Here is a 12,667-nt window from a genome sequence, read left to right as displayed (position 1 = left end):
ATTGCATCTGAAGTGTAGTTGTTTCAGGATATGGGGCAAAAATCAAATTTTTTATTTGTCATAGGAGCTTTAGTTTCTCGACTAATTAGTTTACAGAAAGCAGCAGAAATAATGCAAATAGAACCTGAAGTTTTTCTAAAAATTTTGGATTTAATGGGAATTGAGTTTTCTTACCTATCTTCTCAAGATATAACCATTGAACGAAACTGGTGATTCCAGATGCAGAAATGTTATCGCTATGTTATCGCTATAGTTTTATGTGTCTTTGTCAATAGACATCCCAACCAAGCAGATAGTTCTACAGTAGCTCCTATACTCAATTTTTACCTTTAGTTTACTATGGATCAAGTTATGCGATCGCTTAAAAGTATTTCCTAATAGTAAAAGCAATTGCTTCAATGGAACTCAAACAACTGTCACAGGGATTATGGGACATTACCCTGCTGCCAAAGCCTATCCCATTGTTTCCTCCAAATTGGCCATATAAAATGGTAATAATTTTGGCTATACTGCTTTGAGTACTTGTGGCAGTCTGTTTCAATAGAAAACCACAATTGCTTCAGTGCTGGCAAAGTAGTACATTGTTGAATCTGGCAAGCTACAGCATTTTGCCATTGTGATAATTTACGATAGCTGATGAATTGTCCACCTCGATCACGGCGATGGACAAAGATTACATAGTTCCAAAATTCTACCCGCACGATCAGGCGATAGGAAATTTTCAGTAATCTAGCTATCATGTAAACCGTAATCCGGAATTTCTTAGCAGGGTTGAGTCGCCGAAATAAATTGGTCATTGTTACAGGTAGGGATTGTAGAGTTATTCTTTTGTGAATTGAAAATAACAATTAACAATTAACAATTCACAACCGACCCATGTTATTGAGTGAGTTGATCAAGATGAAAATCCCTATAGTTTCTGCTATCGGGCAAATCAAAGACGAGTTCAAATTGGGTGTCAGGGACTCGCTGACGGCATAACTGAGGGTGTCCCTCTGCATCAGAGCGAGTGCAGTAGCGACCGATGATTACCCATTGGGTTGGGGAAGGCGGGTAACTGCCCAAGGTTGGAGGTTTTGTCGATAAGCCATAATGGAGCTATCTCCTTTGAACAATGGAGTATTAGCCAGCGCATGAACTGTTTGCTGTCGGCGCGCTGGCTTTCCCTATCCTACCTCATGCCTGGGAAAATAAATTTATAAATTTTGTAAAAAAAATCATTGATGCCAGAATGGAGTAAAGTTGTTTACTGGTAGTAGGACAGTGGCTGAAGAATCAATACGGGTTTATCTATCCAAAGATAAAAAAAAGAACTTTAAAGCGGCTTGTGTTATGCAAGACAGGGATATGAGCGATGTTGTCAATGAATTAATTGATAAGTGGCTTGACCAAAATGGCGTATATATACACGGAGAAAAGGAGACATGAATAAATCCTGAACCCATAGCGGTAATAGGTTTACAGGCTTATGCGATCGCGCAGCTTCGGGCTTTGCCCGAATCCCATTTCAATGTCTGTTGTTGTATCTGATTTTGATGCCTTACTTTGACACTCCCCGGTCATTAGACGCGGGGATTCTTCTTTCATCCAGCTAACTTACCAGTTAGGTTTTCACCCAACTGACAGAGGTTAATCTGTCCAGAAGCGTTAATTTGGGCGTGCCCCGCCCTATTTAAAATATTAATTGCCGCATTTTCATCCCGGTCTAAGACGCAACCACAACTACAAACATGAGTTCTAACTGATAGTGATTTTTTGACTAGTTTCCCACATTCAGAACACTTTTGACTAGTAAAATGTGGTTTAACTGCAACAACTTTACGACCAAATACTTTCCCAAAGTATTCCAACCAAGATCTAAACATTGACCAACTAGCATCAGATATTGATTTAGCTAATTTATGATTTTTAACCATATTTTTCACCTGTAGGTCTTCAACGGCCACCAAATCGTTAGATTGACATAGCGCCCTTGCAGTTTTAATTACAAAGTCTTTACGTTGCCTTGATACCTTGAGATGCTGTTTAGCTAATTTTTTCTGAAACTTTTTCCTATTCTTAGAACCTTTTTTACATCTAGATAATTTCCGTTGCAGTCTTTTTAATTTTTTTTCGGACTTTCTTAAATATTTAGGATTATGGCAAGTCTCACCATTACTATCAGTGTAGAATTCCTTAATCCCAACATCTAAACCAATCACTTTCCCCGTAGAATTAGTATTCTCTAACCTTTCTTGATCAATACAAAATTGAGCATAGTAACCATCGGCTTTTTTTACTACTCTAACTCTTTTGATCGACTTTAAAGGATAAAAATGTAAATCTCTTGAACCGATCAGTTTAAAAGTGCCAGCCTTAAAACCATCAGTAAACTTAATGGATTTCCTGTCTTGAGATACTTTATAACCTGTAGTTTTATACTCAACTGAACGACAATTTTTTTTGAATTTAGGAAAGCCTTTTTTACCAGGTATTTGTTTTTTACAATTGTCATAAAATCTGGAAATAGCTACCCAAGTCCTTTCAGCGTGAGCTTGTCGAGCCATGCTATTTAATTTTTTAACCCAAGGAAAATCACTATTTTCAGCTAATACTTTGCAATATTTATTAAGAGCAAAACGATTAATTTTTTCCTCTGGTTTAGCATCTATCCATAAACGCAAACATGCATTTTGAATAAATTGACCAGTGCGAATAGCTTCATCAAGCAAGTTATATTGATATTGTTTACCTTTGAGCTTAAATTCATAAACTAGCATGATGATCGACCGGTTTTTTACTATATATATAGTATATACGTTTATTAGAAAAATGACAACAAAAAAACAAAAAATAATTAGGTGTATACCCGTACATTATGAATAATGAAAAAAATATATACAATTTTTTTAACTCCTAGGACTTGGGGAAAAGCCCAATAATTATCCAAAATAAAAAAATAATTGTATCGGTATTTATTGAAGAATTGATTAGAAATCACGGCACTTAAAAGTGCTCACTTACCTTCATCCGCCCTCTAAAGATGGGCGGTTTTCGGTTGCGTCAATAATAATCCTGTTAAGTCTGGCCTGAAAACCATGCTGAGCCAGCATACTATGACAGACAAAAGCAAAAGGCGCAAACACAGTAGTGATTCACCCTTGGAGGCTCTAAGAATTGAACGCACCAATTTGTCTCAAGACGAATTAGCAATCTACTGTGGTATTCCTCGTGGGACTTACCAGCGCTGGGTCTCTGGTAGGACTGAGGCTAGACCAACGCTCCGGCAACTGAAATTGCTGTGCCGACGACTAGGGATTGAGCACATTAATCAGCTGCCAGACGAATTTGGACCACCTAGTACCGCTGGGGGCAATGAAAAATTCAAAATTCTTGAATGGTTACTATAGCGTTTTCACATCTGATTTGAAAGCGCTATACTTCCTTGTTTATCTCAGAGCTGACAGTTATCAGCTGTCAGTCATTGACGTACTAAGTGACCTAAGTGTTTTAATACTCTAGCCACAGTATATAGATCATTACCACGATTCAGCACAGAGAACTGATTAGAAAAAGCATATTGCAGTTTATCTTGTCGAATCAGTTTTATAAAAATAAATTCACCGCCATTCGTGACAAATCCGAAAGCAGGCTTTTGTAGCTCAGGATTAGCCAACATATAAGCTAGAGCTTGTGGTATCCCTACCTTTAAAGAGTATTCTGCTCGTTTCGCTTCAATCACCACTATCCAAAACTGAGGTTGGCAAATCAAAATATCAATTCGTCCCCTGACAATCGTTTCGTGATCTTCCGATGAAATTTGTACGTCTTTTTCAGCAAGGATATAGAAGGGTGGGCGATAAAAATCAGCAACTCTCAACAATGGAGACAGCACCACCATTTTGACAATCGGTTCTACCATGGGGTACTGGGATAAGTGGAGATAGTCATCCTTGACCCGATCTAGCCATTGCTTTTCTAGCTCATTTAGTTCTGGTAAATCCTCTTGCCACTCTGGAAACAATTGCTCATCTGTATTGGCCTCTAGTCCAAATTTGTCCTTCAATTGAGGCAGAGAAATATCTTGGGCTACGATTGTTTCTACCATTATCCTTTGGGAATTGTTAATTAGGTTAATTAGGTTAATTAGGTTAATTAGTAATTTAAATTTTATTCTTAATTGCTAATGCTTTTACCTTATTATAAACCTTCGCGTAGCGTGGCCTATGGCCAATCGTAAAAAGAATATCGCTCTCAATTTTAAGTAATTACTGCATTACCTGGCTATTTTACCCTCTACAATACTGTTTAATTTAACCCCTAATTCTGATTCTAATTCTACAGGTTTATTTTTGATCACCACCTGATGGAATCCAGCCGCTAACTGGAGATAGTTCTGGCAATTCAACATGTAACCAACCTACACTCCCTTCTCCTCCCACACCTCCCACACCTCCCACACTTCCCACACTCCCTGTTTGACCCTGATGTCAGAAACTTACCCCTGTCAATCATCCCTGTACTGTACAAGATTGACCGTAGGTCACGCTACGCGATCGAACATTTTGCGATCGCAACCAAGATTAGAATAAAGTAAACAAGTGTAAAGAAATGCTTAGTTTTACTTGATTCTTTATCTAAAAGATAAGCATACTGTCCATTGCCGGTTGAAAATAACTATGCAGTATCTGTTTCCAAAACGAATTTTAGTATCCCTGGCAGCACTGTTCCTAGCTTGTTCTATGTGGGCGATTGCTCCTGAGGCAAAGGCTTACGACAATCCTGAGTTACTGCCCAAGGTTCAAACACCAGTCATTGATTTAGCGAACTTTATTCCAGAGCTTCAAGAGCAGAGACTAATCCAAGATTTAGAAAGCTTTGAGGAGGAAACTGGCTGGAAACTCCGAGTTTTGACCCAATATGACCGCACCCCTGGTCGGGCAGTCAAAGAGTTTTGGGGACTTAACGACAAAAGTGTGTTACTGATTGCTGACGCCCGAGGTGGTAATATCCTAGGGTTTAACGTGGGTGATGCCCTGTATGAATTCCTTCCCCGTACATTTTGGGTAGAGTTGCAAACCCGATTTGGTAATCTCTACTTTGTACGGGACAATGGCGAAAACCAATCCATTATCGAATCCCTAAATACGGTCAAGCAATGCCTGCGCCAAGGGGGATGTCGGGTGGTACCTGGACTACCACGGGAACAGTGGATTCTGACCCTAATTACTTCTACTCTCGGAGGAGTGATTTTTGGATTTGCGGCTATCCCCCGCAAACGGGAACAGGTTTTCGCTTGGCAATGGGCTTTGATTTTGTCGCCACTTTGGGGTATCCTGTTTATTGCCTTCGGTATTGGACCTGTGGTGACACGCACCTCCGATTTATTGCCACTATTGCGCAATATTATTGGTTTCGTTCTTGGTGCCCTTGTGGCTTACTTGTCACCGATGATTAGTGAATCCTCAGCCTCAGAAACTTAACACCTGGTCAAATCCCTGTAATTTCCGGAATTTTCCGGAAATTAATAGCTAGGTTGCAGGAGTTCCTACTCAGTACTCAGCACTATGTTTCTGCTAGCGCTGTGCTTCTAACAACTCCTTAATACCTTTTTCTGCTACGTCCATCAACTGATTGAGTTGATGGCGAGTATAAGCCCCTGACTCCGCTGTTCCCTGAACCTCAATAATACCCATTTGGTCGTTCATCACTACATTAAAATCCACCTCAGCCGCCACATCTTCGAGATAGTTGAGGTCTAAAAACGGCTCACCCTCCAATAAACCGACCGAGACAGCAGCAACTTGGTGAATTAAAGGTGATCGCTCTAGTACTCCCGTTTTAACCAGTTGATCGATAGCATCCACCAGAGCAACATATCCCCCAGTAATGGCAGTAGTGCGGGTACCTGCATCCGCCTGTAGAACATCTGCATCCACCGTTAATGTCCTCTCGCCCAAGGCTTTGAGATCAACAGCAGCCCGTAAACTACGTCCGATTAGCCGCTGAATTTCCTGAGTTCGACCGGAAAGCTTGAGAACTTCCCGTCTTTGGCGTTCCGGTGTTGCTCCTGGTAACATCCTATACTCAGCGGTTAGCCAGCCGCTGCCAGTATCTTTGAGAAATCGGGGTACTTCCTCCTGAACCGTCACGGTACAAAGTACTTTGGTCTCACCATAGTGAGCTAGGACGGAACCAAGAGCATAGCGGGTAAATTCTCGCTCAAACAAAATGGGACGTAGTTGATCCGCTTGTCGGTTATCAGGACGCTGCCAAGACATAAGTTATATCGCAAAGGGAGTAGGGAGTAGGGAGTAGGGAGTAGGAAGTAGGGAGTAGGAAACAAAAATTATTACAATAGTATCGAGCTAGTCACCGTTAATAATTGTGTAATTGTGTTAGATAATTGGATTCGACAACTTAGGAACAGATGTTGGATTGAGGAGAAATGAAGCTGCTCGTTTAGCTGTTTCTTCACTTAACTGGATTTGGTTTAGGCTAACCAAGCCCTCTTTCATAAAATGATCTCTAACTAGAGCTTTCTCTCCACTATTGAAGATAGTCTCATAAAAAACTTTGTTTATGCCAGCTGAAATGATTAACTTTAAGCAAGAGACACAGGGTTCTAGGGTGACATAAATACTGGCTCCAGCAGTGGCAATACCATGTTTGGCTGCAAACGCGATCGCATTCGCTTCAGCATGAACAGCTCGGGATGGCATGGTACGAGAGGCATCGCAGCTACTTAGTCCAGGATAGCAGTATCCCTGAGCTGTGCAATGACTTGAGCCAGATGGGGAACCATTGTAACCTGTTGCTAAAATCTGATTGTTTTTAACAATCACTGCTCCTACAGGAAAGGCTAAACAGGTTGAGCGAGTAGCTGCTAGCTTAGCCATCATTAAAAAATATTCATCCCAGTTTGGTCTTTCATTAGTCATTGGTAATTTAAATTTTAATTTGTCAATTTTATAGCACTATACTAAGTATAGTTGATTCCATAAAATATCATCTTTTTTTAAGGGAACATATAACAAGTAGCAGGGAGCAGTAAAAAGTTAATATAAACATGTTTTAACCTTTCCTGCGATTGCTATAATTTGTCATACTACCTACCTACCAATAATTATTTACCAAACTGTCTTTGGTTATTTTTTACACCAAACCTCGTTTTTTAGGTTATCTATAGTTGATGCTTATCAAGAACTTATCCTGGTCATGAGGTACAGTCAATTTTTCCATGGGTCACTCCCTACTACCTAATTCCTAAAACCCAGGATTTTGTATATCATAAGTATTAACAAAAACTATAATTGCTGATAAATTTTGTCTTCTTTTATAGCTATCCAAGCTTTTTCTAATTCTATTCCTAAATAGACCGCATGACTAGGTTGGATTGATGGATTATCACTACAAATTTCCCTAGCTAAACTGATGGGTTTTTTTCCATAATACTTAGCAATTACTTCGCCGCTACCAGTAGTTGTATGCTTCACTATAATATCAGTATTTTCCGTTTCAATCAAGAAATTACCAATGGGATCAGCATACTGTTTCTGTTCTGAATTGATAATTTTTTGATAGTGATTTTGAATAATCCGATTAGCATAGTCATAACAATCATCATAAATATGAGCACTTTGACTAACGGTAATCAGCGGTCCCATTTTTAATTGAATACCCCCGCGCTTAGCAATTTGGTCTTTAATATACTGCTGTAGGGCTCTGAGTCCAAAGGCATTAGCTGGCCAAGCGCTAAACATATCATTACTTCTCAATGTGGCCGTTAGGGACAATTCATTATCCACAACTCTCAGCCAGATGTGATTCAGACAAGGACTGCCCCCTTTCTCATGGTCTTTGACATCCCACAGGGAAATCACTGCACTGGCGGAATCAATTTCACCAATGAGTTTGGTGATGACTTGCTCGATTTGGTCACGTCCAAACCAAGAACGTAGACGTTGACCGTAAGTATACTTTACCCCTTCTTGTACGGGTGCGTCGTCCAGGATTTGATGAATGTAATCTTGGATAAATTCGCGATCGCATGGTAAATAATTGGGCTGAGGAAAGTAAAATTGAGGAGGTTCTGCCGTTACTACTGCCATTAAATCAATTAGCTCTTGCCAATATCCGTCATAACCCGTGGGTCGAATGGTGCCGGTAGTTTTAATGCGATGAATTATTTTAACCCAAGTTTCAGCTATCGTTCGTCCTTCAATGCGATGTCCGTAGCGCGGTCCTGGTTGTAGGGGGGCACAGCCAGATTCCCCGACACCATCGGCCATGGCAAATTCCAACGGTGTTCCCCAGGGGTCTTGAGTGTTGAGGCCATAAGACTTTACCAGACTAACGGCTTGGGTAATGGAATCAGCCTCTGCCACAGAAAGTTCCCTTCTGAGTTGTTCTAGGGTCAGTAAGGGAATTTCAATGTCAATATAACCTTTGATAGAGGAGCGAATCACCCAGCAGTGACGACCAGTATCACTAGTCCCTTCTTCAACCCCATGGCGGAAGAAGTCCAGCAAGCAAGTCCCACTGCCAGCATTTCGGTCTTCCTTCGTAGCGTTGAGAATCACTAAGTAGCGCACATGGGGATTAGCGAGGAGATTACGAATGAGCAGACTAATTCCCCGGGTAGGACTGTATAACTGTCCCACCACAGCAAACTCCGAAGGGTTTAACTTTTTTGCGATCGCTTCTTTGATCGTCCATCCCGTAATCACCGCCGTTTGACCTGTACCGTAAATCAGTTGATTAGGCTTGTGCAGGGGTTTGTACTGGAATTGAGTTGGTTTGCTGATTGCTGTCATTTGAATGCAAAAGTTGAAGCTTGAATGTTAAATGTTAAAGGTTAAAGGTTTAAGCTTGAGGTAATGGTAATCAACATTGATCTTTATTACCACTTTCCTCTGTCCGTTAAATGCTAGAAATTATAACGGACATAAGAAAGCAGAGTTCAACGGTGAGTTAGTTACCTTGACCAACTACGCCGTAAGTTAAAGAAGCCTTCCAGAAAGTTTTTTAAGGTCTGATTACGACTAATGCGTTGGTGCTGCCACTCGATTGCTGTTTTCTTAAAAATCTCTGACAACGTGGGATAGGGATAATAGACATTTGCCAACAGACCCAAGTTAACTTTCTGCTGAATCGCTAGGGTAATTTCCCCAATTAATTCTGTTGCTTGTGATCCAACTATGGTTGCTCCTAAAATTGTGCCATTGCGCTGCACTACCAGTTTCATATACCCAGTGGTTTGCCCCAGGAGCTGAGCCTGATCTAACCCTTTGAAATATTCTCGCATCACCCATACATTCTTGCCATAGCGCTTTCTAGCTTCTACTTCTGTCAGACCTACCCGTGCTAGTTGGGGTTCAGTTAAGATTGTCCAGGGAATCCCGTGATAATCCACCTTAAAGCAGGGGAAAAACAATGCATTCTTCAGGGCAATGCTGGCTTGATACTGGGCAATATGGGCACAGGGATAACCAGCAGCCATCTTGCCACAGCTATAGATGCGGGGATTAGTCGTTTGTAGCTTCTGATTGAGCTGAAGACCCTGCTGAGTGTACTTTATCCCAACCCCTTCTAGATTTAAGGATTCCACATTGGGTTGCTCACCCGTAGCTAGTAAAATCGCATCAGCTTCAATCGCCTTATTACCAGCCTGAACCCAGGTTTTCCCCTCAATCTCTCTGACCTGATCAACTGGACTATCCGTCAGAACCCGAATTCCCTCAGCTTCTAACTGAGCTTGTATGAGCCTAGATGCTTCTAGGTCTTCTTGGAACAAAATACGGGTAGTACTGACCACCAACGTTACCTCACAACCGAGTCTAGCTAAAGTCTGAGCTAGTTCTGGAGCAATAGGCTCATCCCCAATCACTACCCAGCTTTTGGGTAGTGAAGGTTGGGAGGTTGTTCGCGAAGCGTGGCCTTTTGGCCAAGGTTGTTCGCGTAGCGTGGCCTTTTGGCCAAGGTGATCGGGTTGCTGGTTTTCAGGTTGCTGGTTTTCAGGTTGCTGATTATCGGGTTGCTGGTTTTTAGGTTGCTGGTTTTCATTTCCAACCTTCAACTCCCCTTCAACCTTGAACCTTCCAACCTTCAACTCCCCTTCAACCTTGAACCTTCCAACTTTCAACTCCCGTTCACCCTTCAACCTTCCAACCTTCAACACTTTTTGCCAGATATCGTTTGGTGTGAAATAGTCTATGGTCTGTAACCCTTTGATATCGGGAATAACTGGGCGAGAGCCAGTAGCGATCAGATAGGCACGAGACCGCAAACGTCGATTGTTGACTACAAAACCGAGGTGAGGCAGTCGGCAAAATTCACCCTTACCCGTGATTAGATCAATCCCTAAAGCAGCTAAAATAGCTTGAGAATTCTGTTCTGAGCAGTTGGCAACCACCAGATTAGCCCATTCCATCACTGCAGTTAGTTGTAGGGATGGAAACTGGGTCTGTGAAAAATCTGCTTCGGTTAAATCAGCTATTTGAGGGTAAATAACCCATTGAGCAGCGTCACGCATCTGCTCAAGCTTACGTCCAATCTCACTTAATACTCTGGTGTAAATAGCCCCCTGTCCTAGCCAGCTAGTTTGTCCTTGCTGAGGCTCTACCAGAGCCACACGAGCCTTTAAACCAGCAGCCGTAACAGCAGCATAGAAACCAGCAGGAGTGCCACCAATGATAATTAGGTCATAGTCAACGGTCATTCGTCAAAAAGTTGAAGGTTAGCAGGTTACAAGTTACATTTGACGCGGTGACGCGGTTGAAAGTTACAGGTTACAGGTTTAAAGTTACAGGTTACAGGTTACAGGTTTAAAGTTACAGGTTAGCCGGTTGAAAGTTACAGGTTACAGGCGCTTCACCTTGGCCAATAGGCCACGCTACGCGAACAACCATCTAACCTACCCGACAACAGACGCCTACGGCCAGCAACCTTGGCCAAAAGGCCACGCTACGCGAACAACCTTCAACCTTGGCCAAAAGGCCACGCTACGCGAACAACCTTCAACTTTCAACCTTCTAACCTTCAACCTTCTAACCTTCAACCTTGGCCAAAAGGCCACGCTACGCGAACAACCTTCAACCTTCTAACCTTCAACCTTCTAACCTTCAACCTTCTAACCTTCAACTTATCAAGATAGCGTCTAAAGCTGTTAGTAAGCGTTGGTTATCTGCCTGTGTACGTACAGCGACCCGGAAAAAGCGATCGCCTAATTCCGGGAAGCTTAGGCAATCTCGGATCAGAATCCGATGGTGTTGGAGTAGTTGTGCTTGGATCTGTGAAGTGGATTTTTCAGAGTGTACTAGCAAGAAGTTAGCTGCACTGGGGTAAGGTTGGAGACCAGGTAACTTAGCCAGTCCCTGAAACAGTTGCGTACGCGCTGGTGCTAACCAATCCCAGGTTTGCTGTTGAAATGCTCTATCCTGAACCACTGCCGCTGCGGCTGCCGCTGCTAAGGTATTGATTGGCCAAGGGTCCCGCCACTGCTGCCAACGTTGGAGTCGCTCAGGGTGGGCGATGCAATAACCGAGTCTGAGTCCAGGAAGACTGTAAAACTTGGTAAGCGATCGCAAAATTACCAAGTTCGGATAATCCCCAATTAAAGGAATCAGGCTTTGCTCCTGCTCAGGAGGCAGGAAATCCATAAAAGCCTCATCCACAACCACCAAAGCAAATTGCTTCAGATAAGGCTCAATTGCTTCTGAGGTAAACAATTGACCTGTGGGATTGTGGGGGGTATTCAGCAGCAAACCCTTTCGAGTCCCCTCTTGTGGGAGTAAGGAAGTAAGGGAGTCAGGGAGTAAAGGGATGAAAGAATCAATCTCCCGGCCCATCTCCCTATCTCCCCATCTCTGACTAGGTCTCGAGAGTTCCCTCATCAGGGGGCACTTCCTAATTCTTGCTCCAAATGCCTTCAGTCCCCGTTGGTAGTCCCTAAATGCTGGGGTAATCATCAAGGTCTGATCTAGTTCTGATAGCTCGCGACAAGCCCAAGTTAATAATTCGGCTGAGCCATTACCTGGAAGAATCCAGTCTGGGGTCAGGGTTGGATGCAGTTGCGTCAAACACTGCCGCAGCTCGGCATAATTGGGGTCAGGATAAGCTACCAGGTTATTTAGCCCAGACTCAATCGCTGCGATCGCACTTTTAGGGGGACCAAGAGGATTGATGCTGGCAGAAAAATCAAGAATTAAGGAAGGAGGACAGTTAGCCAGTGCTGCTGCCCAGGCTAAATTTCCCCCGTGAGTTGGTCGTTTCAAGGACAAGTTTCTGAGTGAATCAGCGATTACTCCTTCGGTGGTGCAACTCTCTCTTTAAAAACCTTACCAGCAGAAAAGGCTGGAACCTTAGTTGCCGGAATTTCCATCTTTTCACCGGTTTTGGGATTGCGGCCCTCACGAGCCTTACGCTCCCGGGATTCAAAGGAACCAAAGCCCACTAAGGTGACTTTATCACCCTCAGACACTGCTTCCATAATCGTTTCTATGGTAGCAGTTAGTACTGCATCGGCTTGTTTTTTGGTTACAGTAGCTCTTTCCGCCACTTTATCAACTAATTCACCCTTATTCATTCAAATCTCCTTGTTTTTCAGATCATCCAACCAGGGTTTTCAACAAAAAAATCGCTGCAACACTCGCAGCTTCAAGGTTTCACTGCATTATTCTAATGTTTG

The 12,667-nt window shown here is 42.5% G+C and carries 15 protein-coding genes; 5 read left to right on the top strand and 10 right to left on the bottom strand.

The genetic code is table 11. From position 1 onward, the window contains the following. Positions 1-30: 30 nt before the first annotated feature. On the top strand, positions 31-213 hold the full coding sequence (locus F6J90_RS00810; protein WP_293090639.1) for a hypothetical protein: 183 nt from the start codon (positions 31-33) through the stop codon (positions 211-213). Positions 214-425: 212 nt separating this feature from the next. On the opposite strand, the gene F6J90_RS00805 is transcribed toward F6J90_RS00810, so the two are convergent. Next, positions 426-797, bottom strand: a complete 372-nt coding sequence (locus F6J90_RS00805) for a hypothetical protein (protein WP_293090638.1) — start codon at positions 795-797, stop codon at positions 426-428. A gap of 466 nt (positions 798-1,263) precedes the next feature. On the opposite strand from F6J90_RS00805, the gene F6J90_RS00800 reads away from it, so the two are divergent. Then, positions 1,264-1,428 (top strand): plasmid partition protein ParG, encoded by a 165-nt coding sequence (locus F6J90_RS00800; RefSeq protein ID WP_198954017.1) that lies wholly within the window; start codon positions 1,264-1,266, stop codon positions 1,426-1,428. A 155-nt stretch (positions 1,429-1,583) separates the two neighbouring features. Here F6J90_RS00800 and F6J90_RS00795 read toward each other — a convergent pair whose 3' ends face one another. Then, a complete protein-coding gene (locus F6J90_RS00795) occupies positions 1,584-2,759 on the bottom strand; it encodes an RNA-guided endonuclease TnpB family protein (RefSeq protein ID WP_293090637.1) in 1,176 nt (391 codons plus the stop codon). A 336-nt stretch (positions 2,760-3,095) separates the two neighbouring features. Between F6J90_RS00795 and F6J90_RS00790 the strand changes: the two genes are divergently transcribed. Next, positions 3,096-3,389, top strand: coding sequence for a helix-turn-helix transcriptional regulator (locus tag F6J90_RS00790; RefSeq protein ID WP_293090636.1), 294 nt, complete (start codon positions 3,096-3,098; stop codon positions 3,387-3,389). Positions 3,390-3,460: 71 nt separating this feature from the next. On the opposite strand, the gene F6J90_RS00785 is transcribed toward F6J90_RS00790, so the two are convergent. Next, positions 3,461-4,087: a type I restriction endonuclease gene (locus F6J90_RS00785; RefSeq protein WP_293090635.1), complete on the bottom strand. Its 627-nt coding sequence runs from the start codon at positions 4,085-4,087 to the stop codon at positions 3,461-3,463. Positions 4,088-4,325: 238 nt separating this feature from the next. Next, the gene (locus F6J90_RS00780) at positions 4,326-4,448 is read right to left on the bottom strand and encodes a hypothetical protein (protein WP_293039017.1); all 123 of its coding nucleotides are present in this window, start codon (positions 4,446-4,448) and stop codon (positions 4,326-4,328) included. A gap of 210 nt (positions 4,449-4,658) precedes the next feature. On the opposite strand from F6J90_RS00780, the gene F6J90_RS00775 reads away from it, so the two are divergent. Then, positions 4,659-5,462: a TPM domain-containing protein gene (locus tag F6J90_RS00775; RefSeq protein ID WP_293090634.1), complete on the top strand. Its 804-nt coding sequence runs from the start codon at positions 4,659-4,661 to the stop codon at positions 5,460-5,462. 93 nt (positions 5,463-5,555) lie between these two features. Here the strand turns inward: F6J90_RS00775 and rph are convergent, their stop codons facing one another. The 4 genes from rph to F6J90_RS00755 all read right to left on the bottom strand — a co-directional run bounded on the left by rph (position 5,556) and on the right by F6J90_RS00755 (position 10,699). Further along, positions 5,556-6,260, bottom strand: coding sequence for a ribonuclease PH (gene rph / locus F6J90_RS00770; RefSeq protein WP_293090633.1), 705 nt, complete (start codon positions 6,258-6,260; stop codon positions 5,556-5,558). Between the two features lie 117 nt (positions 6,261-6,377). Continuing rightward, complete coding sequence (locus F6J90_RS00765) at positions 6,378-6,920, bottom strand: dCMP deaminase family protein (RefSeq protein WP_293090632.1); 543 nt, start codon at positions 6,918-6,920, stop codon at positions 6,378-6,380. A 366-nt stretch (positions 6,921-7,286) separates the two neighbouring features. After that, positions 7,287-8,795 carry a thymidylate synthase gene (locus F6J90_RS00760; RefSeq protein ID WP_293090631.1) on the bottom strand — a complete coding sequence of 503 codons (1,509 nt, stop codon included), beginning with the start codon at positions 8,793-8,795 and terminating at the stop codon, positions 7,287-7,289. A 161-nt stretch (positions 8,796-8,956) separates the two neighbouring features. Further along, entirely contained in the window at positions 8,957-10,699 is a 1,743-nt protein-coding gene (locus F6J90_RS00755; protein ID WP_293090630.1) for an NAD(P)/FAD-dependent oxidoreductase, read from the bottom strand. 157 nt (positions 10,700-10,856) lie between these two features. On the opposite strand from F6J90_RS00755, the gene F6J90_RS00750 reads away from it, so the two are divergent. Further along, positions 10,857-11,084 carry a hypothetical protein gene (locus tag F6J90_RS00750; protein ID WP_293090629.1) on the top strand — a complete coding sequence of 76 codons (228 nt, stop codon included), beginning with the start codon at positions 10,857-10,859 and terminating at the stop codon, positions 11,082-11,084. Positions 11,085-11,117: 33 nt separating this feature from the next. Here F6J90_RS00750 and cobD read toward each other — a convergent pair whose 3' ends face one another. Together cobD and F6J90_RS00740 are read right to left on the bottom strand one after the other, a co-directional pair. Then, positions 11,118-12,254 (bottom strand): threonine-phosphate decarboxylase CobD, encoded by a 1,137-nt coding sequence (gene cobD / locus F6J90_RS00745; RefSeq protein WP_293090628.1) that lies wholly within the window; start codon positions 12,252-12,254, stop codon positions 11,118-11,120. Between the two features lie 26 nt (positions 12,255-12,280). Next, positions 12,281-12,565 carry an HU family DNA-binding protein gene (locus F6J90_RS00740; protein WP_287251158.1) on the bottom strand — a complete coding sequence of 95 codons (285 nt, stop codon included), beginning with the start codon at positions 12,563-12,565 and terminating at the stop codon, positions 12,281-12,283. Positions 12,566-12,667 lie beyond the last annotated feature (102 nt).

This window comes from Moorena sp. SIOASIH (assembly GCF_010671925.1).
In the GTDB taxonomy this organism is placed as follows: domain Bacteria; phylum Cyanobacteriota; class Cyanobacteriia; order Cyanobacteriales; family Coleofasciculaceae; genus Moorena.
Note: the sequence above shows the minus strand (reverse complement) of the source record. Positions and strands in the feature narration are given on the sequence as shown.

What these genes read in the sequence shown, in the direction of transcription:
- F6J90_RS00765 (WP_293090632.1), bottom strand. Translation starts at nt 6,920, where the DNA reads ATGACTAATGAAAGACCAAACTGGGATGAATATTTTTTAATGATGGCT.
- F6J90_RS00785 (WP_293090635.1), bottom strand. Translation starts at nt 4,087, where the DNA reads ATGGTAGAAACAATCGTAGCCCAAGATATTTCTCTGCCTCAATTGAAG.
- F6J90_RS00760 (WP_293090631.1), bottom strand. Translation starts at nt 8,795, where the DNA reads ATGACAGCAATCAGCAAACCAACTCAATTCCAGTACAAACCCCTGCAC.
- F6J90_RS00805 (WP_293090638.1), bottom strand. Translation starts at nt 797, where the DNA reads ATGACCAATTTATTTCGGCGACTCAACCCTGCTAAGAAATTCCGGATT.
- F6J90_RS00810 (WP_293090639.1), top strand. Translation starts at nt 31, where the DNA reads ATGGGGCAAAAATCAAATTTTTTATTTGTCATAGGAGCTTTAGTTTCT.
- F6J90_RS00790 (WP_293090636.1), top strand. Translation starts at nt 3,096, where the DNA reads ATGACAGACAAAAGCAAAAGGCGCAAACACAGTAGTGATTCACCCTTG.
- F6J90_RS00755 (WP_293090630.1), bottom strand. Translation starts at nt 10,699, where the DNA reads ATGACCGTTGACTATGACCTAATTATCATTGGTGGCACTCCTGCTGGT.
- F6J90_RS00740 (WP_287251158.1), bottom strand. Translation starts at nt 12,565, where the DNA reads ATGAATAAGGGTGAATTAGTTGATAAAGTGGCGGAAAGAGCTACTGTA.
- F6J90_RS00795 (WP_293090637.1), bottom strand. Translation starts at nt 2,759, where the DNA reads ATGCTAGTTTATGAATTTAAGCTCAAAGGTAAACAATATCAATATAAC.
- rph (WP_293090633.1), bottom strand. Translation starts at nt 6,260, where the DNA reads ATGTCTTGGCAGCGTCCTGATAACCGACAAGCGGATCAACTACGTCCC.
- F6J90_RS00775 (WP_293090634.1), top strand. Translation starts at nt 4,659, where the DNA reads ATGCAGTATCTGTTTCCAAAACGAATTTTAGTATCCCTGGCAGCACTG.